Origin of the sequence: Paenibacillus sp. alder61 (assembly GCF_020179875.1) — a bacterium.
Classification (GTDB): domain Bacteria; phylum Bacillota; class Bacilli; order Paenibacillales; family Paenibacillaceae; genus Fontibacillus; species Fontibacillus faecis.
Map to the genome: position 1 here is coordinate 23,423 of NZ_JAIUDG010000012.1, position 21,744 is coordinate 45,166.

A 21,744-nucleotide genomic window follows, 5' to 3' on the forward strand; every position below is an offset into this window, starting at 1 on the left:
CTTTCCGCTCAAACCCCTTCTTCATTTCGACTTGATCTTACAAATAAATTGTGAATCCACCATTATCTTCAATTCGAAAAATGACCTCTAAAACTCCTTACGTCGGAATTCATTGGGGGTTACTCCGTATTCTTTTTTGAACACGCGATAGAATGAGCGCAAGCTGTTGAAGCCGGAATCAAACGCGATATCGGTGACCGGATTTGTAGTGGATACCAGCAGCATATGTGCGAAGGCTGCCCGTTGGCCGTTGATGTAATCGCGAAAAGAGATGCGGAATTGCTCGGAGAAGATGCGGGAAATCATGAATTTGCTGATACCCAGCTCGATGGACAGCTTGTTCAGATTGATGGGTTCTAAAAAATGCATGTCGATATAAGTCAGAATTTTGGGAATGAGCTCCATGTCTTTCTTGTAATCTATTTTTTTCAAGGACAATAATGGCAGAGTATGTCCTAGTATGACCGAAATGTAAGCCTTGAGCAGACGTTGATCGCGCTGTTCTTGATATAGTTTATACAACGTTGTCGTGAGATCAGGCAGCAACGGATGATTAGCGGCTACGGAATGGTCCGGGATATGGTGAAGCAAGTCCCCCGTATAATCTCCTGGAAATGTGGCGTCAAAAAAGATCAACAGGATTTGGTTCTTCTCTGTGGTTTTGTAGCTATGGGGCTGATTGGGGAATATGATCGCCACGTCTCCCGCGGATAAAACATATTCTCTGCCATTGATGTGGATATGAATGCTGCCTGTCAAGACCGTCGCGATTTCAATATTTTTATGGAGATGCAGAGGATAGGTGTTATTGGTGGAAATAAAGGAATGAAACGCCTGGTCGCGATGCTGATATTTTATTTTCATAGCTTCCTCCCTATCGGCATCTTGCCTATCTCAAGCAGCGAGGTTCTGCCGTATTAAGAATATATTATGGATTTGCTCCATGCGGTACAAGGACCAAGAGCAATAATTGGCACAAAAAAGCGGCGGTTTTGGCAGGTAATGAAGTCCTAAAAGCTTTAAAGTAGAGCCGAGGACCATAACATTCCACTGAAAGGAGGAAGTATAGCAGGATCCTCTGTCGATCGATTACGGGGGGATCTTTGTTATACGTCAAACATGAAATGGAAAGATAAAAGATTCAGGAAGGCGGCTTCCGTTTTTTTGAGTTTTTCGGTAGCGCTTTCAATATTGGGGAACCCGAGTCTCGAGGCCTCAGGACAGGCAAATCCCGATAAGAAATCTGCCCCTGTCGTTGCTTTTCCGGGTGCTGAAGGCGGCGGTGCCTATGCCAGCGGAGGGCGGGGCGGCGATGTCTACATCGTAACGACTCTGGAAGATTACGGCGAAAAAGACAAACCTATTGAAGGATCGCTGCGGTATGGGGTTCTATCTACGCCCAAAGAAGGGCGTACGATCGTTTTTCACGTTTCCGGAACGATCGAACTGAAAAGCACCCTGCGGTTTAAAAACATTAAAAACCTGACCATCGCCGGGCAAACCGCGCCGGGGAACGGAATCACCATTGCCGGCTGGGATACCAACATCAGCGATTCGGAAAATATCATCCTCAGGTATCTCGCCTTCCGGCCGGGCGCCACCCATGTTTATAACGGCAGCGATTCAATGGACGCGCTTTGGGGAAGAGACAACGACACTTTTATCATCGACCATTGTTCTTTCAGTTGGAATACGGATGAAACCTTGTCTTTATACAGAGGCGAGAACGGAACGATCCAATGGTCCATCATTTCGGAAAGCCTGACGCTATCCGGGCATTCCAAAGGAAGACATGGGTATGGCGGTATTTCCGGCGGTGATAAAACGACGTTCCATCACAATTTATACGCGAATCATACTTCCCGAAATCCCAGACTCGGCGGCGGCTATGCCGGTTCCGCGGATGCCGATCATGTGGCGGTTGTTCAGTTCTCCAACAACGTCATTTACAACTGGGGCTTTAACGGCACTTACGGCGGGGGCTTCACGTTTACGAATTTTATGAACAATATCGAAATTGCCGGTCCCGGAACAAGGGATAACGTGCTGAACCGGGTGCTCGATGCCGGAGAATCCACCAAGATCGGGGGTTTTCACGTCAACGGGAACCGAATTAACGGCAAACTTACGGGATTGCTGGACGGGTCTTCGGAATACGTAAAATTTTCCGGCGCCGACAGCGGCGAACATGCCACCACCTTTGCATCCAAGCCGTACCTATCGGCGGACAGCTTGGGGGTTAATCACGGCGTCACCAATAAAGCGTTCGACGCTTACGTGAAGACCGGCATAAAACAGGCCAATGAACCCCTGCTAAGAAGCATCCTGCAACAGGCGGGCGCCACCTATCCCCGTCGCGACGCGATCGATGCGAGAATTGTGGCGGAAGTGGAACAAGGCTTGGGCAGATATATCAACACGGAACATGAGGTCGGGGGCTATATCTCGGACTTCGGGATCATAGAGAAACGGCGTGACGATCCATTTGACACGAATCTGAACGGGATCGACGACAAATGGGAAAAGAAACATAAAATCTGGGGGATCAAAGACGCATATAAGACGGTGACCGACAGCGGTTATACCTGGTTAGAGCTTTATATTAACGGGCTTGTCGATATGAACCATGCCGCCGAAAACCCCGAAGCCTTGCTGGTGGCCCCTAAAAATAACGACCGATTTGTTTCAGGGAAAGAAATCGAGGTCAAGATTAAAGCGTCCTCCAAATTCGGACATAAAATCAAGAGAGTGGCTGTTTATAACGGGTCCGAATATCTGGGGGACGCCGTCAAAAAAGGAAGCCATTATACGTATAAGATCAAGGGATTAAAGGACGCTTCGTATTATATCTCGGCAAGAGTGACGGATACGGAAGGGAACGGGACGCAAACTTCCGCCGCCATCATCCATGTCAATAACTCCCCCGCCACCTTGGCCGAGGCGGGTTGGACATCCGCTGATATCGGCGAACCGGACATTCAAGGTTCCGGCAGCATGACTGGCGGTACGATCACCGTTAAAGGCAACGGAAAACTTGGCATGAGCGAAGGCAGCGTAAAAGGCTCCGAATCGTACCAAGCGTCGAAAGACGATTTCCATTTCGTATATAAGGAGTTGAACGGCGACTTCGAATTAACCGCCAAGCTGGAGGACATGGGAGCCGTCGACAATCACGCTTTTGCCGGGCTGATGATCCGGGACGACTTGAAAGAAGACAGTGCCGCCGCGGCCCTGGGCCTCTCCTTGGTGAAGTTATCCAAAGAAACCAGCTGGTCAGCTTATCTGGCCGGAAGAAACGATAAGGGCGGACCATTTGATGAATTGACGGAAACCTTGGACAGCGTATCCGCCGCCGAAAAAGCCGGTATTCCACTGCTTCCGGACATCCCGTTCAAGTTGAACGGCGTCCCGCAAGGGTATTGGCTTAAACTGGGCCGTCAGGGAGATACAATCTTTGCGTATGGCTCACCCGACGGAAAGGAATGGTCGCGGATCGGCGAAAGAAAAATGGTCATGGAGGGTTCGGTATTTGTCGGATTTGCCGTCGACAGCAATGATGTCGCCAATAAGTTGGAACAACTCAATTACGCGAAGTTCTCCAGTATTTCTCTGGAAAATCGCTTTACGCCGATAGGCAAGTAGCAGCGAAGTCGGGGAAATTGCCGAGAACCACGCCAAAAACCAAGGAGCTAGGCGGGAACGGACCGCTTAACTCCTTGGTTTTTTACGAACATTCTAAGTTTAGCTGGTGAAGGGGTTCCAAAGCTTACTTTGGGGCCCTCTTTTTTAGCCCTTTTAGTTCAACGGGGCGATTTCAACGGTGTAACGGCTTGGTACGAACGTTTCGGTTTTCGAATCCGTGATGACTTGGGCATAGGCGCTGTCCGGGTTGGGAGAAGTCAGTTCATAGTACACAACCGCCTTCTTCTCGTTCGGGAACTCCACCTTGGCTACCCGGATGCCGTACCCCGGATTCGGCTGATCATGACGGGTCAGTTCGACTTTGTTCACCTCGTCATTCACTTTGTGAAGCTTGAACGATACGTTGTCGTTCACCTGCTGGGCATCGTCCTTATGAGCCTCAACGAATTCGGCCGCTTTATAAACCATGCGGGCCGCTTCGATCCGCGTTATCGACGCTTTCGGCTGGAAGTTGCGATCCTTGTCCAGCTCGGTAATTTTCATCAGCAGGAGTCTTTGGATGCTTCCGGAATAAAGCGGATTCCCCTTGTCGGCATCAGCCACCTCGATATACATTTTGATCATTGGATAATTGCCGGTCGCGGAGATCGCTTGATCCAAAATGTAAGCAAACTGCTCCTTCGTCATTTCTCCGGTCCACTTAAAGTCCTTAGGCAGCTTGATTCCGTTGTCTTCGGCGATCTTTTGAGCGGTGGAGTACCAAGGCGTTTTGCCCTGCCCTTTTTTCCCGCCGTCGTTTTTGGCCTCAAGCCCCAACGCGTGCACGGCCATATAAACGCCCTGTGCGCCCGTCAACTTGCTGCGCGGAGCAAATTTCTCCGCCGTCACGCCTTGAATGATTCCTTTCTTCTGAAGCGACTCCGTAATTTTGGCGTCCTGTCCCTCCACGTCGCTAAAAGCCGAAGCCGAAGACGCGAGCAGCAAAGATCCGGACATGAGCAACGCCGCCGCCGCTTTGAATTTTTTATTTTTCATTTTGCATCACCTCTGCCCCCTAGACGCAGCCGTTCCGCAAAAGGTTGCAGCATTTTGCATTCCGCTAGGCTTTAGGCGGCGGCAGCGCTCATCTTGCGGCAAATTTCCGCGCATCGGAGGCAAGCGTCCGCACAGTCCTTACAATGCTGATGCCCATGCTTCGAGCATTCCTCGGCGCAGGCTTCGCAAGCTTTGGCGCACAACTCGCAGATCTCCTTGGCGAACAAGGTGCTTCTGGACAACGCTTCCGCCGTAAACGCGCAAATTTCGGCGCACTCCCGGTCGAGCCGGATGCAGTCCCGCAGCATGGCCAGTTCATATTCCTTCAAGCTGGAAACATAGCAATAATTACAAGCGTTCATGCAGGAAATACAAGCTTCAATGCACTCCCGGTATTTTTCCTGGATCATCGATCCTACCTCCCTATCCAGTTTTGCTTTGGTAAACAGGCTCTTTCGATGTATTACCATGAACCCGGCTTGATGAAACAGCAGCGTCAGGCCCGATCGGTGCGTCCTTCTAGCGCGGACAAGGTTTCGGCCAGCTTGGTTTTATCGAAGTGCTCTCCGATAAACACCACGACATCGGGGACCTCCCCTTGCGGTGTGATTTTTAGGTAGTCGGCTTCCCTGTACGCATATTGAAACAGAAACCGGCTGGCGGTGTCGGAGAAGGACAGTATCCCTTTTCCCCGGTAAATTTCGCGGGGCAATTCGGAGATGAAGTTTTCGAATTCAACGCTGTCGACCGGTCCGGTAAAATAATGCGTATAAACCGTCACATGGTCATGCGAGTGGTGATGCGAGTGAGGTTCGTCGGCAGAATCATGCCCCTTGCCGGCATCCCCCGCGTGAAGCGATTCGCGTTTCCTTTCGGCCATGTTCATAGCCGGGTTCCCCGTCTCTACCCGTTTCCCGTCACCCAGCAAATAAACCGGATCCACTTCACAGCGGACGGCCGGTATGATTCTGGCATAGGGATTCAACCTCTCAAGCAGTTCCCGCATTTCTTGCTGCTGCTCTTGGCCGATCCGGTCGATTTTATTCAAAATCAAATCGGAGCCGCAGCGGATCTGCTCCAGCATCAAGCGATATGTTTTCCCCTGCTGCTTTGCGTACAATTCCGCCAAATGAGCCGCGTCCACCACGGTGATCATCGGCCGGATATCCAGCTCCAGGTAAAGGGACGACTCCGTCACGGCGTCGAACATTTCCAAAGGATTGGCCGCCCCGGTCGCTTCGATCACGACCAAATCCGGTCGTTCCTCCCGGATCAGCTCGTACAGCTGCGCGCTGAGATCGGAGCGGATCGAACAGCAAATACAGCCGCCCAGCATCTCGGTCATCGGAACTTCTTCGCCGACCATCACCCCGTCCAGATTCACTTCTCCCAGCTCGTTCATAACGACGGCGGGGCGCAAACCTTGCTCTTTCCAATAAGCCAAAAGGCGCTGCAGCAGCGTTGTTTTTCCGCTGCCCAAAAATCCGGACAGCATATATATAGGTGTGGCCTTACTCCGTTTCTCCATCTTATGTATCCTCCATCTTTCGCTCTTTTTCCATGAAAGCGAGTTTACACCAACCTGAACGATCGCGCAACTTTGTAGCGGACTCAAGCGTTGACGGAAGGCCTAAGGGAATGGAGCGATTTGTGGTAAAGTATAGTATAGAAAAAACGAAAAACAGAAAGGATTACGAGCGATGATCAAATCCGTAGATGAACACCGCAATGAAGCTCCGAAGCAGGTGGCCTGCATGGTGGTCACCGTGTCCGACACCCGCACGGAAGAGACCGACTTAAGCGGTCAATTGATGATCCGGCTCCTCAAGGAAGCGGGCTATACCGTCGTGAAATATGCGATTGTCAAAGACGACTATGACGGAATCCGCCAGTTGCTGCGCGAAGCGGTATCCAGCCGGGAAGTCGAAGCGGTGCTGCTCAGCGGGGGAACGGGTATCGCACCTCGCGATACGACTTATGAAGCGGTCCGCAGCCTGCTGAACAAAGAACTGCCGGGCTTTGGCGAAATATTCCGGTTCCTCAGTTATACCGAAGATATCGGCCCGGCCGCGATCCTCAGCCGCGCCATCGCCGGAACCATCGGCAATATGGCCGTGTTCTCCATGCCGGGTTCCCAGGGAGCGGTGCAGCTCGCGATGGAAAAAATCATTCTTCCCGAATTGCGGCATGTGATGCGGGAAATTTACAAGTAACGATCTACTCAGCCCAAAAAACCCCTTCGCCGGTGACCGAGCTTGAGACCAAGCTGCATCTTCCGGCAAAGGGGTTGCTTCTGTTTCTTTACGAAGGATCCTGCACATTCATGCGAGCCAACACGTTGTCAAATACCTCTTCAAGGTCATCGCGGTACTCGTTCATTCTGTTTCCGCTGGAAGCATAAACGAGCGCGGCTTTCCCTTTTTGGGCGATGACCGAGGTTTCCTCCGCGGCCGCGATTTGCACCGAGCCGTTTCTGGCTCCGTACATTTCCTTCATTTCCTCGACTCGTTCGCTTTCGCTGGGATACACATGGACCAGTATAAAATGACGCGCATCCCCGTTGATAAAGTAGCTGTAAGTAATGTTGCCGTTTAGCCCTTCCGCGTAAGTCTCATGCGTCAGTCGGATGCCGCGCGCGGAGCATTCGTGTCGCAGCGCCTTTAACAGAGGAACGTTCAGTGTCGCCCCCCGGTTTAACTGCCGGGCGTTCCCTTCATTGTAGGACTTCATATTGTATTTATCCACTTCTTCCCGCACCATCCGCCGCTGACTATCGCTGCATCCGGCGGTGAAGGTGAAGGCCGCCAACGCGCTCAAGCCCAAAGCCCACCATCTCATCGCTATTCCTTCTCCTTTTTCCATGGATCGGTTGCTTATAGATGGTGTTAGAATGGCTCAGCCCCGGGCGGATTATACCAGCTTGATCACCTGGCGTCCGATGGCTTTACCGCCCAAAATGGTCGTTAACGCCTCCGGAAGTCCGTCCAGCGGGGATACCGTAATCCAGTCTTTCAACGCAGACTCCGGCTTCCACTCGCCAGCCAGCTTCCGCCACAGCTCTTGTCTGAGTTCCATCGGGCAATAGACGGAGTCGATGCCCAGCAGATTGACTCCCCGCAAAATGAATGGATACACGGTAGCGTCGAAATTGCCGCCCGCCGCCATGCCGGACAAGGCGGCGGAACCGCCGTACTTCACGCTTTTAAGCAGATCGCCGGTGACCGCGCCGCCCACGGGGTCGACCACGGCGGCCCAGCGCTCCTTCCCGAGGGCTCCTTTGGCGCCGGAAGCCGCCTCCTCGCGGCTTAGCACAGCCGCGGCGCCGAGGGCCTGCAGCTTCCCGGCCAAGTCCGTTTTGCCCGTGACGGCGGTCACCTCAAAGCCCAGCCGCGCCAGCATGCTCACGGCCATGCTGCCGACTCCGCCCGTGGCCCCGGCGACCAGCACCGGACCGCCGGACGGGCGGAGCCCGTTGTCCAGCAGGCGCTCGATCGACAGCGCCGCCGTGATACCGGCTGTGCCGATCCCCATCGCCTCCAGCGGAGTCAGCCCCTCCGGCAGCGGAACCAGCCATTCGCCTGGAACCCTGGCGAACTTGGCGTAGCCGCCTTCATGGCTTACTCCGAGCCCATAGCCGGTACAGAGCACACGGTCGCCCGGACGAAACCGCTCGTCCCGGGATTCCTTAACCTCCCCGGCCAGATCAATGCCGGGGATAAACGGGTAACTGCGTACAATTTTTCCCTCAGGAATCGAAGCCAGCCCGTCTTTATAGTTTACGCCGGAATAATGAACTTCCACCGTAACGTCGCCTTCCGGAAGGTCTTCCAGGGTAACCCATTCCACCCCCGACCGAAACCCTTGTTCATCCTGATGCACGCGAAAAGCTTGAAATTTCTCCAAGGTGCTTCCTCCTCGAGTCTAAGACCTGATGGTTCTAATTATGTTTCGTTGATCAAAGGAACGGATGCTCATGCTTCGCCAGCAGGATTTGCCAGCGCCGATCCACTTCCTCTTCAAAAGCCCGGAGCGCTTCCGCATTTTCCGGCTTAAGCAAATGGCGGGTCTTGCCCATCGTTTTCAGCCATTCGGTCAGCGGAACCCGCTTACCCTTTTCCTCCGGGTTATAAGTGATGCTCGTCTGCCCGCGTTCCACTTCATAGAGCGGGAAAAAGCAGGAATTCACGGCCGCGTCCACAATGTTTGTGCCCTCGTCATCCTTGCTGATCCAGTTGAGCGGACAGGCTATCAATATTTTACCATAAACCAGGCCTTCATTCTGCGCATACCATTGGGCTTTTGCGGCCTTTTTCACCAAGTCTTGGGGATAGGCCTCGCTGCCGGTGAAAACGTACGGGATATTGGTGGCCGCCATAATCTGCGCCGTGTCCTTATGATGGAACACCTTGCCCTGCTGGGTCCCCCCGATGTTGGATGTCGAGGTCCGGTGTCCAAGCGGAGTGGAATAGGACAGCTGCGCCCCCGTATTCATATAACCTTCGTTATCGTACTCGACGATGATCATCCGATGATTGCGGAGCGCCGCCCCGATCGCCGGACCCATGCCGATATCCATGCCGCCGTCCCCGGTGACCATAACGAAGGTAAAATCATCCTTCAGCCCGAGATCGTCCAGTTCTCCACGGCGCTTGCGTTCCCAGAACATCTCCACCACGCCGGACAAGGTGGCCGCCCCGTTTTGGAACAGGTTATGGATATACGTCGCCTTGTGGGAGGAGTATGGATATCCGGTGGTCGTAACCATGGCGCAGCCGGTATGGAATAATGCCACGATGTCTCCCTCGATCCCTTTAAAAAACAGCTCCAGCCCGGAGAAAATGCCGCATCCCGGGCAGGCGCCGTGTCCCGGTGCAATCCGTTTCGGTTTCTTGGTCAACGCCCGGAGCGGCGGGATGCGGACGCCCAGTTTGCCGGTTTCTTCATTGCGCGTCACGGTGATCAGCCCGGTTTTCAGATCTTCGAAGCGCAGCGGCTGGAGCACCCTTTTCGGAGCCTTTCCCGCATCGCCCGGCGTATGTCCGTAATAATCAAATGGCACGTCAACCTTGCCCTTCTCGGCCGCTTCCATAGCGAGCGCGAAGAAGTGGCGTCCGTCCTCGGCATAGAACTCTTTGCCGCCCAGCCCGTAGACCCGGCTGATCACCTGCGTCGTCCGGTTGCCGTAAGTAAACAGCGCCGCCTTGATTTCATTGCTCATATTGCCGCCGTAGGCCCCGTAAGAATCGGCCCGGTCGCCGATGGTTACGGCTTTGACCGATTTAAGTGCCTCCGCGATTTGCCGCTGCGGGAACGGACGAATCACGTTCGGCGCGATCGATCCCGCTTTAATGCCTTGACGCCGCAAGTCGTCCACGACATCCTTGATAATCTCGGAGGCGGAGTTCATAAGGAATACCGCGACTTCCGCATCCTCCATCCGGTACAAGTCCAGCATCGGGTATTCCCGTCCGGTCAATTCGGCATATTCGCCGGCGATCCGCTCAAAAACGGTCTCCGCTTTATACATGGCCTGGGATTGCTGATATTTATTGTTGATGTAATCGGGCTCGTTCATGTATGGACCTACCGTAATCGGATTGTTCCGGTCCAGCGTGTGCGGAAATCCCCCCGGCGGACGCTCTCCCACAAACTTCAGCACATCTTCTCTATGGGCAAAAGTGTGTACGCGGCGTTTCTGATGCGACGTAAAATAGCCGTCCGAGGCGACGAGCACCGGGAGCCGGACTTCCGGATCCTCCGCCAGCTTGAGCGCCAGAATATTCATATCATAAACGGCCTGCGGATCCCGGCACATCAAAATCGGCCAGCCGGTGTTGAGGGCAAAATACAAGTCCGAATGATCGCCGTGGATGTCCAACGGTCCCGATACGGAACGGCAGACCAGGTTCATTACCATCGGGAACCGGGTTCCCGATTGCACCGGCATTTGCTCCAGCATGTACATATACCCGTTGGCGCTGGTGGCGTTAAATACGCGCCCGCCGGCCGTCGACGCCCCGTAGCAAATCCCGGCGGAGCTGTGTTCGCCATCCGACGGGATCAACTTGATTTCATGCTGTCCGCCCGCCTTCATTAAATCGAGGAATTGGGCGACCTCCGTGGACGGAGAAATCGGAAAATATCCCATGATATGATAGTTAATCTGTTGGGCGGCGTAAGCCGCCATTTCGTTACCCGACTCGTAAACGACGCGCTGCTCCACTTTGGCCATCCTGCGCTCTTTTTCCATGTTTATCGCCATCTAGGTATACCGCCCTTTCCAAAACAATTTATTGAACCAACTCGAAAAGATGAGGAACCCGGTGCTCCTCCGCGTACCCGTCCTCTTCCCGCTCGCCGGATAACGCGTCCGTCGGACAGGCATGGATGCATTTCAGGCAGCCCTTGCAGTATTGATAATCGATCCCTTGCAAAAACATCTGCGGACGCCCTTTCTTGTCGGGAAGCTCCTGCCAGACAAAACAATTGTCGGGGCATACGTTGTCGCACTGGGCGCAGTGGATGCAGGATTCCGCCTTGAAGTGAGGCATCATCCCCGAGCGGGAGATGCTCAAATCCTTCAGGATGCTGTTGCCCGGATTGGACACGAGCCCGCCGAGAGGTTGGGTTTCGAAACCCAGAACCGGCGTGTCGGCGCGGACGAACTCCGGCATGGTCAAGCCTTCCGGGAGGGCAAAGGTCTGGAAAGTCACTTCGCGGTATCCCCGGTCGAAGGTCGCCAAAGCCGGAGCCACCGTTTGCGGGTATTTTTTCTCCAGCGATTTGCGGATGACGCTCTTCATCGTCTCGGGATCGAGGAAAGGGCACAGCCGGAACAAAGCGCCGAGCATGGCCATGTTGACCCGATTCTTCTCCTCGAGCGCGATCCCCGTAGCGTCGACCACCGCGATCGTGCCGCCCGCAAGCTTCATGAAATCCTTCAACTGCTCCGGCGTTTTGCGGGAGTTTACCAGCACGGTGCTGTCCTCGTAAATTCCGCTGATGACGTTGACCGTCTTGGCCAGCGCTTCTTGAAAAATCCCAACCAGATGCGGCCTTTCCACCGGTGAGGTATCACGGATCGGCGTGTCCAAATCGCAAAAGCGGATATGCGCCTTGACCGGTGACCCCTTCTTCTCCGAGCCGTAGGAAGAAAAACTGACTCCGTTCAGCCCCGCGCCCTCCACGCCGGATTCGGCCAGCATTTTTCCGGCCAGATTGGCCCCTAGCCCTCCAATAGACTCCAGGCGGATTTCATAAAAACCCAATTCGTTCAGTTTCGGCAATTGTACCACGCGCTTGACTCCCTTCTTCGCGTTCTACGAAATCATAACGACGTTGAAATAGTAAAATAAGTCACAGAAAAATAAGCCTTGCTTAATGTTTCAATTTATCACAGTAAGAGTGTGATGAATGTAACAAATGTCATATGGACAATCTCAAACGGGCCTTGCGTTACCGATTGTCACGAAAAGCCCTCATTGTCGAAATAGGCCGAAGAAAGCGCTCCGAAAAACTCGATTCCTGCGCTTTCCCGAGAAATATTTATAAACACGAAAAAAGCGGGCCGGACGGGAAATCCCCAATCCAACCCGCTTTATGGACATACATTCTATCAATGAGCCGAAGACTTTATTGTGCCGCAGGCGCTCATTCCTCCAGATGACTCATGTGTTCTTCGATCATTCTCTGTTTGAGCTCCCAAGCTTCCTGGCTCAGGTTGACCCGGTAAATTTCCGGGTTCAGCTTGCGCAAATATTCAGGCCAAAACATGTGCAGCTGGCCCTCATGATGATGGCGGATTTCCTCCAGCGTCGGAAGTTCGTAAACCAATTCGCCGTCCACGAAAATCGGCTGCAGCATCGGAACCGCCTCGTAATCCTTGACCGATTTTTTCAAATAAGGATGGACCGGATCGAACAGTCGCAGCTTGCCTCCGGTTCTGGCCTGCTCCTCATAAGGGAAGCAGACGTAATCCGCGATCGCTTTCCCGCTCTCCTTGCTTACGATGCGAAGGACGTCCTTCTTGCCCGGCGAGGTCACTTTCTCGGGGTTGCCGGAAATTTTGATGGTCGGTTCCATCACCCCGTTCCGTTCGCGTTCCACCAGTTTATAAACCCCGCCTAATGCCGGCTGATCCGCCGCCGTGATGAGCTGGGTTCCCACGCCCCAAATATCGATTTTCGCCCCCTGGGCCTTCAAGTTGAAAATCGTGTTTTCGTCCAGGTCGTTGGACGCCACGATTTTAACGTAATCCAGGCCCGCTTCATCCAGCATCTTGCGGGCCTGGATCGACAGATACGCCAGATCGCCGCTGTCAAGCCGGATGCTGCCGAGGCGCTTGCCGGCCGCTTCGAGCTGTTTGGCGGTCCGGATGGCGTGCGGCACCCCGCTCTCCAGCGTGTCGAACGTATCGACGAGCAGGGAAACATAATCCGGCAGCGCCTTGGCGTAAAGTTCAAAAGCTTCCTGCTCGGAATCGAAAATCTGTACCCAGGAATGCGCATGCGTTCCCTTCGTCGGAATTCCAAACGTCTCGCCCGCCAGCAGATTCGAGGTTGCATCGAAACCGGAGATATAGGCCGCCCGGGCTCCCCAAACCGCCGCGTCGGCTTCCTGGGCCCGGCGCGAGCCGAATTCCAGCAGGACGTCTCTCTCCGCGACCCGCTTGATCCGCGAAGCCTTGGTGGCGATCAGCGTCTGAAAATTCATAAAGTTAAGCAGGGCCGTCTCCACCAACTGCGTCTCCATGATCGACCCTTCCACCCGGATCAACGGTTCGTTCGGAAAGCAGAGATCCCCTTCTTTATAGGACAACAGCGTGCCTCTGAAACGGAAATTCCGCAGCAGTTCCAGAAACTCCGGTTTATAATTCTCTTCCTGCCGGGCGAGATAATCCAAATCGCGTTCCGAAAAGCGCAGATGCCGGATATACTCCACGATCCGCTCCAGGCCCGCAAACACCGCGTATCCGTTGCCGAAGGGCAGCTTGCGGAAATAAGCTTCAAACACCGTTCTGCGCTCGTGGGTCCCATTGATCCAGTGGGCATAGATCATGTTGATCTGGTATTTATCGGTATGGAGCGCCAAATGTTCACTTCGCATGGTTCTCTCTCTTCCTCTCCTGACATGTAAAGCAGTGAAACGCCTGTGCTTCAGGTGTAAATGGAAAGCCTTGGCGTGTAGTCGGTAAAACGATAGAGCTGCGCCGGCCGCTGCGAATATTGGTTGGAAAGCATCGGCCTGCCGTTCTCGTCCCGAACTTCCTCCAAGATGCCCTGCCGGCTTCGGGTGGAGGTGATTTTACGGATGAAGTTCAGTTCGGCGAAATCGGGCACGACCGTCTGAATCACCTGATACAGTTCTCCCAATGTAAAATGCGGAGGCAAAAACTGCTTGGCGATGGTCGTCTGCAGCATCTGCTGCTGAATCCGCCGGTAAGCATCCTCCAAAATTTCTCGGTGATCAAAGGCGAGGTCAAGTTCCTCCAAAGCTTCGCTCACGGTAAAAAGCCCGACCTCCTGCGCGTCGTCGGCGGACTGGCGCTTCTCAAGCACCCACTCCTCCACCAGGGCAAAAAAAGCGTGTGAAATGATCCAGCCCCGAGGATCACGTCCCGGCTTGCTATACACGCCCAGATACTCCAGGTGGCGGCCGTCTACGCCCGTCTCCTCTTTGAGTTCGCGCCGGGCCGTCTCATATAAGGATTCATCCTCTTGGGAAAAGCCGCCCGGCAGCGCCCAAGCCCCGGCAAAAGGCCAACTGCGGCGGCGGATCAACATCACTTTAAGATCGAAGCGAGGAAGCGATTTGGTCGAGGCTTTACGTTCCTGTCGCGTCAGCGTAAACATCACGATGTCCGCCGGGATACCATCCGGAGTCCGGTAGGTCTTTACTTCATCATTCGATTGGGCTTGCTGTCCCTCATTGCTCATACGAATCACCACATCAGTATTTGATAACGCCCGCCCTGCAGTCTATCCCGTCAGGCGTTCCATCTATTTCACGCTATGAATAATTTAACACCTTATTTTGTGTTACCGCTCCGTCTGACGAGGCAGCCGGAACGTGGCCGTGGCCATACAGCCGAGCACACCCTCGGCGTTGCGCACTTCGGCTCTTACCGTCATCGTCCGGCGGCTTTCATGCACGGGATAGGCCGAGGCTACAAGTTCCCCTTTACGCATGGCGTTTAAAAAGTTGACGTTCAAATGGGTGGTTACGCCAAAGACGCCGTCCTTGATTACCGCGACCAAGGTACCCATCGCTTGATCCATCAGGGAAGACAATACCCCGCCATGAACGATCCCCATCGAGTTTAAATGGGAGTCCCCCGCCGTAAGTCCGAGCTCCACGCGGGTCGGGTCGGCCGAGATGAATCGCATGCCGAGCAGCCCCCAAAATGAATTTTCTTCCTTCCGCAACATCTCATTCCAATCCATGAATCGCATACCTCCGTCCTGATTTGGGCATTTGTATTACAACCTTGCCCCTTCTGTCCTTAGATTATGTCCGGCATCGATTCGACCGCTGAATGCATAAAAAGGTGCGGAAGTAAACTCCCGCACCGACTCGCCTCGTTACTCGCCATAGCCGGAAGTCGCTGCCGGCTCGCCGCCCTGCTCCACGTTCACTTTTTCGGAGACCGTATCCCGAATGACAGAGATAACCAGCTGCAGCAAATAATTGATATCGGTTTGGCTCTGCTGAAACTCGGTAACCAGCGGAATGTTGTCCAGTTCATCCTGGAGTTCCTCGATTTCGCGTTCGATTTTTTCCACCATCGCTTTGTTCTGGAACGACTCGAATGCCACGATCTCCTTCTGCTTCTTCTTGATCGCACTGATCAGGGTTTGTACCCGTTCGTGGTTTTGTATCATTTTCTCGGCTTTCTGAAATTGCCGGACCTCTTCACTGGTGCCGATCAGAGCGGCCAATTCCTTGGCTTTCGCCATAATATCCTCGCGAATGACCAAATCACGGGAATCGAATTTCGGTATCCCGCAATCCGTATGGTCATGATGTTGACGTTGTTCTCCCAAGGTTCTCCCTCCTCATACAGAAACGAATTCACCGAATAGGCTTGCTTGTTAAGCCAGAGAAACCGTCTCCGGTACGATATTCCCCTTGATATACCATGTCATAGGGTCCGTGATTTCGACCTTGACAAACTGTCCGATAAGATCCGCGCTGCCCTCAAAGTGGACAAGTTTGTTGCTGCGCGTCCGACCGGCCAGAACCTTCGCATTGTTTTTGCTTTCGCCTTCCACCAATACTTCGACCACTTGTCCAAGCATCGTATCGTTACTCAGGCGGCTGTGCTCATTAATCACTTCATTAAGCCGCTGCAAGCGCTCCTTCTTCACTTCCATCGGCACATTGTCCTCCATCACCGCCGCCGGCGTGCCTTCCCGAGGGGAATAGATGAAGGTAAAGGCGGAATCGTACCGTACTTCCCGAACCAGGGACAGCGTTTCCTGGAACTGCTCCTCCGTTTCCCCGGGGAATCCCACGATGATATCCGTCGTCAGCACAACGTTCGGAATGGCCGCCTTGATTTTACGGACAAGTTCCAAATACTGCTCGCGCGTATATTTCCGGCTCATCTTCTTGAGCACTTCACTGCTGCCGGACTGTACCGGCAGATGAATATGTTCGACCAAATTGCCGCCCTTGGCAAGCACTTCGATCAGATGATCGTCAAAATCACGCGGATGCGAAGTCGTGAACCGCACGCGCGGGATATCGATTTTGCGGATATCGTCCATCAGATTGGCGAACGTATAATGGATGTCGGTAAAATCCTTCCCATAAGCGTTCACGTTCTGACCCAGCAGCGTGATTTCCTTGAAGCCCTGACGGGCCAGTTCGCGCACCTCGGCTATGACATCCTCCGGACGGCGGCTGCGCTCTTTGCCCCTGGTAAACGGCACGATGCAGTAGGTGCAGAACTTATCGCAGCCATACATGATGTTGACCCAAGCGCGCATGCCTTCGCGTTTCTTCGGCAAATTCTCGATAATGTCGCCTTCCTTGGACCAGACTTCGACGACCATTTCCTTGCTGAACAACGCCTCTTGAATCAAGTGAGGCAGCCTATGGATATTGTGCGTCCCAAATATTAAATCGACGAAACCGTGCTTTTGCAGAATCCGGTTAACAACGCCTTCTTCCTGTGACATACATCCGCATACCCCCAGCAGGAGGCCGGGTTTTTCCGTTTTCAGGCCCTTCAAGTGCCCGAGTTCGCCGAACACCTTATCTTCGGCATTCTCACGAATCGCGCACGTGTTCAAAAGAATAATATCGGCTTCCTTACGGTCCTCCGTAGGCGTGTAACCCATCTGTTCCAGAAGTCCTTTGATCGTTTCCGAATCATGCTCGTTCATCTGGCAGCCGAAAGTGTATACGATATAATGCTTGCCGATCCCGATCGTCTTCATTTCCTCAGGTACGGCATTTTCGTATAATACTTGGACTTCTTCTTTACCGCGCTGCTTCTCAATGCGGTGATTCGGCTCTGAAAGAATCTGAATCTCTCTTCCGCGAATTCTGATTTTCTTCCCCCGTTCGTCCTCCGAAATGACTTTGGCGTCCGAGAAATCAAAATACTTGGAGTAATCCTTCGTCTCCTTGGCCATGGTGTCGGCTCACTCCCTTACCTATCTATCTCACTGTTACACTTCATCGTTGTTTACACTTCAAAAAATGCATTACACCAAATTATATCATGATTCAAAGTCGATATCCAGAATGAAAGGGTCGGAACAAGGCGGGAGTGGGAAGTATTTCCTAAATAAAAACATTACGGATGCGCATAATTGAAATAAACAAACAAGTTTTTACTTAACATCAGGATCGGAGGAGTATAAATGCCCATATGGCTGGAAGTCATTTTTAGAACGCTGTCCTCTGCCGTAATTCTCTTTATATTGACCCGATTGCTCGGCAAGAGGCAGATTTCGCAATTGTCATTCTTTGAGTATATTACGGGGATCACAATCGGGAGCATCACGGCTTATCTCTCGCTGGACGTAGACACCCATTGGTATTTGGGCATTGTTTCGATGGTGGTCTGGTTTCTCGTTTCACTGGGCATCGAGTATATTCAAATCAAGAGCAAAAAGGCCCGCGACTGGATTGAAAGCAAGTCCACGATTCTTATCAAAGAAGGCAAAGTGCTGGAGGACAATCTGAAGAAAGAGAAGCTGACCAACGACGAACTGCTCGAGCAACTGAGAAAGAAGAATGTGTTCGACGCCGCACAGGTGGAATTTGCGCTGATCGAACCCGACGGAAGTATCAACATGCAGTTAAAAAAAGAGCATCAGCCACTCACCCCCTCGGATCTGGGAATGAAACCGCCGTCCTTACCCGAACCGAAAACCGTTATTATGGACGGAAAGGTTATGGATGATCAGTTAGCGGCTAGCGGGAAGGAACGGCCGTGGCTTTTTGAGCAGTTGAAGCAACAAGGCATATCCCCGGAGCAGGTTAACCTGTGCCAAATCCAAGGAAACGGGCAATTGTACATCGATTTGTTTGAGGATCACATCCAATCCTCGGATGTGCCGGATAAATAAAAAGACCCCACCTTCGTAAAAGTGGGATCGATCTTTAACCTTGTAAGGTCGTTGCTTCTTATATCTATTCTACGATTTCCGCCGTATCGCCAGTGCTGGCACCGGCAGCGTTCGCTTCATCCGTGTCGATGTGCATGTCTAATGCAAACGAATCCGAAACGCGGGCAATCACGTTCTCAAGGACGAGACCCCGCTCTCCGCCCAAACGCACTTTGAGCAATTGCTTGTCGGCGATGCCCCATTTCTCGGCATCGGAGGTATGGAAGTGAATATGACGCGCCGCCACGATCACGCCTTGTTCGAGTTCGATTTCACCGGCAGGGCCTTTCACTTTGATTCCCGGAGTTCCTTCAATATTCCCCGACTCCCGAACAGGCGCTTTCACGCCGATGGCAAACGAGTCCGTGCGGGAAATTTCCAATTGGGATGCGGAACGAGCCGGCCCCAAAATTCGAACCTTGTCGAATTGTCCCTTCGGTCCGATGACCGCAACCGTTTCATTTGCCGCGAATTGTCCGGGTTGGGACAGCGGTTTGAATTCGGTAAGCTGATAACCGGCTCCGAACAAAGCCTCGATATGCTCTTGAGTCAGATGGATATGACGTGCCGATACGCCGACTGGTACAGTTTTGCTCATGTTTAAAACACTCCTCGTATATTCTCTATATCGATGACGATTCACATCGTTACCCATTATACACCTATTTCAAACAAAAACAAAAAGATGTCCGCAGTAGACGGACATCTTTTTTGCGCTTATACGAATTCTGCAACAAGATTGTCAAACTCGCTCTTCTCCAAAGCGAGGGACTGATGGGCCAGCGGTTCGGGCTTGAACCCGTGCACCATGTTCTCATAGCTCTTCTTTTCTTTGTTCTGGTAAATGAGTCCGGTGATCATACTGCCCGTTTCCATCAGCTTCGCCATCGCCATGGCGCGGTTGCTCGGATCATAATCCGGAATCGTATCCAGGTTGATGATATTCTCTTTGAACCAGTCATAGGTGTTCACTTTGTTGAAAGTGACGCAAGGGCTGAATACATTGATCAAAGAGAATCCTTCATGCTGAATCCCCTGCTCGATCAGGGAGGTCAACTGCTTCAGATCGCTCGAGAACGATTGGGCCACAAAGGTCGCTCCGGAGGCCAGCGCGATTTCGAGCGGCGAAAGCGTGGATTCCACCGAACCTTCCGGCGTACTCTTCGTTTTGAAGCCTTCTCCGCTGCGGGGAGAAGTTTGGCCTTTGGTCAACCCGTAGATTTGGTTATCCATAACGATATAGGTGATGTTGATATTGCGGCGGATCGCATGGACGGTATGGCCCATCCCGATCGCAAATCCGTCTCCGTCGCCACCGGAAGCGATCACCGTCAAATCGCGGTTCGCCAGCTTAACCCCTTGGGCGATCGGAAGAGCGCGGCCATGGATGCCGTGAAGGCCGTAAGCGTTAATGTAACCGGAGATGCGGCCGGAGCAGCCGATCCCCGAAATAACAGCCAGATTCTCCGGCTCGAGCCCTACCGCTGCAGCCGCGCGCTGGATTGCCGCCTGGATGGAGAAATCGCCGCATCCCGGACACCAGTTTGGTTTGATGTTATTGCGGAACTCTTTAAAGGTTGCCATTCTTCACCAACTCCTCCTGTGCTTTGTTGCCGGCTGCATTTTTGCATCGTTCGAACACTTCTGCTGGAAGGAACGGATTCCCGTCGTATTTCAAGAGATTTATGATTTTGTCGTGGTGTCCGACATTCAATTTAATCAGATTGGCCAGTTGACCCGTGGCGTTGTTTTCAATGACCACGATTTTCTTGGCCTTCTCCATCTGCTCCCGGACCTCGTCAACCGGGAAAGGATGTAGCAGACGGATCGTCATATGGTTCGATGTGATGCCTTCGCCGTTCAGGCGCAAACGAGCTTGGTCGATCGTTCCGCCCGTCGAACCCATCCCTACGATCAACAGATCCGGCTCGGCATGCGGCGCATGCAGGTGGATCGGATTCTCCACTTCCAGCTTCGCCAGCTTGCGAAGGCGTTTATCCATCATCTTCTTCCGGTTGATCGGACTTTCCGACGGACGTCCGGCTTCATCATGCTCTACACCGGTCACATGGTGAATCCCGTTCTTCTCTCCGGGGAGAACCCGAGGGGAGATTCCGTTCTCCGTAAAGGCGTAGCGGTTGAACATGCTGGAATCTTCGCGATCCGGGATATCCTTGACGATGTAGCCGCGGTCGATTTGAACCTTGTCAAAATCGAGCAATTCACAGGACTGCTTGCCTAGCGACAACTGCAGATCCGTAGCCAGAATGACCGGAACCTGATATTTGTCCGCGAGATTAAACGCTTGAACCGTATCGTAGAAACACTCCTCAATGGAGCTTGGAGCCAGCACGATTTTCGGAATTTCCCCGTGCGTGCCGTAAATGAGCGCGCTGATATCGCTCTGCTCCTGCTTCGTCGGAAGCCCTGTACTCGGGCCGCCGCGCTGCGTATCCACAATCACGACCGGAATTTCCGTCATCCCCGCCAGACCGATGGCTTCCATCATCAGCGAGAGCCCCGGTCCGGCCGAAGCGGTCATCGTGCGTACGCCCGCATAGCTGGAACCGATCGCCATCGTAATGGCCGCAATTTCATCTTCCGTTTGGACTACCGTGCCGCCGAATTTCGGCAGCTTCTTGATCAGATATTCCATAATTTCCGAAGCCGGAGTGATCGGATAGGCGCTCATGATGCGGCATCCCGCCGCCACGGCCCCTAAGCCGATCGCATCGTTGCCGATCATAAACAGCTTCTGCTTGCCGTCGGCCGGCTCCAGCTTAAATTCCTCCAGCGGCCCGCCCGCGAGTTCAAGAACATAATCCGCACCGCGCTTAACCGCTTCGATGTTCTTCTCGACGATGGCCGGGCCTTTTCGGCCGAACTCTTCCTCAACCGCTTTATTGAATACTTCGAGCGGCAATCCCAGGAGAGCCCAGGATGCCCCGGAAGCAACCATATTTTTCATCAATGAAGTGCCCAGCTCTTCAGCGATGCTCGTAATCGGAACCGCAAACAGCTTCGCATCCGTTCCTTCCGGAACGACCGGATTAAATTTGGCGTCCGCCACAATCACCCCGCCGCTGCGGAGCTCATGCGCGTTCAGATCGATACTTTCCTGGTCGAAAGCGACTAAAATGTCCAAGTCGTCGGAAATCGCGCGAATCGGCTTGGTGCTGATCCGGATTTTATTATTCGTATGTCCGCCTTTAATACGGGAAGAGAAATGCCGATAACCGTACAGATAATAACCCAACCGGTTTAAGGCCGTCGAAAAAATCCGGTCAGTACTTTCAACGCCTTCACCTTGCTGTCCACCGATCTTCCAAGACAATTGACTAATCAAGATCGCCCACCCCTTTAATGTATCGCACCTTAATTTAGCGAATAGTAGTGCTAACAGAATGAAAACCTATGAGAGATCGTATAGAAATCCCTGATATTT

19 protein-coding genes are annotated in these 21,744 nt (G+C 53.0%); 3 read left to right on the forward strand and 16 right to left on the reverse strand.

Features of this window, described 5'->3' with window-relative positions; translation table 11 throughout:
- Positions 1-87: 87 nt before the first annotated feature.
- Complete coding sequence (locus tag LBW89_RS13940) at positions 88-864, reverse strand: AraC family transcriptional regulator (protein WP_225039371.1); 777 nt, start codon at positions 862-864, stop codon at positions 88-90.
- A 300-nt stretch (positions 865-1,164) separates the two neighbouring features.
- Here LBW89_RS13940 and LBW89_RS13945 point away from each other — a divergent pair, with 300 nt between their 5' ends.
- Positions 1,165-3,642 carry a hypothetical protein gene (locus LBW89_RS13945; protein WP_225039372.1) on the forward strand — a complete coding sequence of 826 codons (2,478 nt, stop codon included), beginning with the start codon at positions 1,165-1,167 and terminating at the stop codon, positions 3,640-3,642.
- 153 nt (positions 3,643-3,795) lie between these two features.
- Here LBW89_RS13945 and LBW89_RS13950 read toward each other — a convergent pair whose 3' ends face one another.
- The 3 genes from LBW89_RS13950 to LBW89_RS13960 all read right to left on the reverse strand — a co-directional run bounded on the left by LBW89_RS13950 (position 3,796) and on the right by LBW89_RS13960 (position 6,205).
- Positions 3,796-4,677, reverse strand: coding sequence for a protease complex subunit PrcB family protein (locus tag LBW89_RS13950; protein ID WP_225039373.1), 882 nt, complete (start codon positions 4,675-4,677; stop codon positions 3,796-3,798).
- A gap of 71 nt (positions 4,678-4,748) precedes the next feature.
- Entirely contained in the window at positions 4,749-5,087 is a 339-nt protein-coding gene (locus tag LBW89_RS13955) for a four-helix bundle copper-binding protein (RefSeq protein WP_148449750.1), read from the reverse strand.
- Positions 5,088-5,173: 86 nt separating this feature from the next.
- Positions 5,174-6,205: a CobW family GTP-binding protein gene (locus LBW89_RS13960; RefSeq protein WP_225039374.1), complete on the reverse strand. Its 1,032-nt coding sequence runs from the start codon at positions 6,203-6,205 to the stop codon at positions 5,174-5,176.
- A 172-nt stretch (positions 6,206-6,377) separates the two neighbouring features.
- Between LBW89_RS13960 and LBW89_RS13965 the strand changes: the two genes are divergently transcribed.
- Entirely contained in the window at positions 6,378-6,890 is a 513-nt protein-coding gene (locus tag LBW89_RS13965) for a molybdenum cofactor biosynthesis protein B (RefSeq protein ID WP_225039375.1), read from the forward strand.
- Between the two features lie 88 nt (positions 6,891-6,978).
- Here LBW89_RS13965 and LBW89_RS13970 read toward each other — a convergent pair whose 3' ends face one another.
- The 9 genes from LBW89_RS13970 to miaB all read right to left on the reverse strand — a co-directional run bounded on the left by LBW89_RS13970 (position 6,979) and on the right by miaB (position 17,318).
- Positions 6,979-7,515: a hypothetical protein gene (locus LBW89_RS13970; protein ID WP_213508280.1), complete on the reverse strand. Its 537-nt coding sequence runs from the start codon at positions 7,513-7,515 to the stop codon at positions 6,979-6,981.
- 72 nt (positions 7,516-7,587) lie between these two features.
- Positions 7,588-8,580 carry an acryloyl-CoA reductase gene (locus LBW89_RS13975; protein ID WP_225039376.1) on the reverse strand — a complete coding sequence of 331 codons (993 nt, stop codon included), beginning with the start codon at positions 8,578-8,580 and terminating at the stop codon, positions 7,588-7,590.
- A 52-nt stretch (positions 8,581-8,632) separates the two neighbouring features.
- Entirely contained in the window at positions 8,633-10,939 is a 2,307-nt protein-coding gene (locus LBW89_RS13980) for a thiamine pyrophosphate-dependent enzyme (RefSeq protein ID WP_148449755.1), read from the reverse strand.
- A gap of 28 nt (positions 10,940-10,967) precedes the next feature.
- Positions 10,968-11,972: a 2-oxoacid:acceptor oxidoreductase family protein gene (locus LBW89_RS13985; RefSeq protein ID WP_225039377.1), complete on the reverse strand. Its 1,005-nt coding sequence runs from the start codon at positions 11,970-11,972 to the stop codon at positions 10,968-10,970.
- 355 nt (positions 11,973-12,327) lie between these two features.
- Positions 12,328-13,782: a nicotinate phosphoribosyltransferase gene (locus tag LBW89_RS13990; RefSeq protein ID WP_225039378.1), complete on the reverse strand. Its 1,455-nt coding sequence runs from the start codon at positions 13,780-13,782 to the stop codon at positions 12,328-12,330.
- 50 nt (positions 13,783-13,832) lie between these two features.
- Complete coding sequence (locus tag LBW89_RS13995) at positions 13,833-14,612, reverse strand: NUDIX domain-containing protein (protein WP_211373241.1); 780 nt, start codon at positions 14,610-14,612, stop codon at positions 13,833-13,835.
- 102 nt (positions 14,613-14,714) lie between these two features.
- Positions 14,715-15,119 (reverse strand): PaaI family thioesterase, encoded by a 405-nt coding sequence (locus tag LBW89_RS14000; RefSeq protein WP_148449759.1) that lies wholly within the window; start codon positions 15,117-15,119, stop codon positions 14,715-14,717.
- A gap of 138 nt (positions 15,120-15,257) precedes the next feature.
- Entirely contained in the window at positions 15,258-15,719 is a 462-nt protein-coding gene (locus tag LBW89_RS14005; protein WP_225039379.1) for a RicAFT regulatory complex protein RicA family protein, read from the reverse strand.
- Between the two features lie 48 nt (positions 15,720-15,767).
- Positions 15,768-17,318: a tRNA (N6-isopentenyl adenosine(37)-C2)-methylthiotransferase MiaB gene (miaB, locus tag LBW89_RS14010; protein ID WP_225039380.1), complete on the reverse strand. Its 1,551-nt coding sequence runs from the start codon at positions 17,316-17,318 to the stop codon at positions 15,768-15,770.
- 231 nt (positions 17,319-17,549) lie between these two features.
- On the opposite strand from miaB, the gene LBW89_RS14015 reads away from it, so the two are divergent.
- Positions 17,550-18,260, forward strand: coding sequence for a DUF421 domain-containing protein (locus LBW89_RS14015; protein ID WP_225039381.1), 711 nt, complete (start codon positions 17,550-17,552; stop codon positions 18,258-18,260).
- 64 nt (positions 18,261-18,324) lie between these two features.
- On the opposite strand, the gene pduL is transcribed toward LBW89_RS14015, so the two are convergent.
- The 3 genes from pduL to LBW89_RS14030 all read right to left on the reverse strand — a co-directional run bounded on the left by pduL (position 18,325) and on the right by LBW89_RS14030 (position 21,645).
- The gene (gene pduL, locus LBW89_RS14020) at positions 18,325-18,897 is read right to left on the reverse strand and encodes a phosphate propanoyltransferase (protein WP_148449762.1); all 573 of its coding nucleotides are present in this window, start codon (positions 18,895-18,897) and stop codon (positions 18,325-18,327) included.
- A 119-nt stretch (positions 18,898-19,016) separates the two neighbouring features.
- Positions 19,017-19,883 carry a 2-oxoacid:ferredoxin oxidoreductase subunit beta gene (locus LBW89_RS14025; RefSeq protein WP_148449763.1) on the reverse strand — a complete coding sequence of 289 codons (867 nt, stop codon included), beginning with the start codon at positions 19,881-19,883 and terminating at the stop codon, positions 19,017-19,019.
- A complete protein-coding gene (locus LBW89_RS14030; RefSeq protein ID WP_148449764.1) occupies positions 19,870-21,645 on the reverse strand; it encodes a 2-oxoacid:acceptor oxidoreductase subunit alpha in 1,776 nt (591 codons plus the stop codon). The genes LBW89_RS14025 and LBW89_RS14030 overlap by 14 nt, the downstream gene beginning before the upstream one ends.
- Between the last annotated feature and the right edge of the window lie 99 nt (positions 21,646-21,744).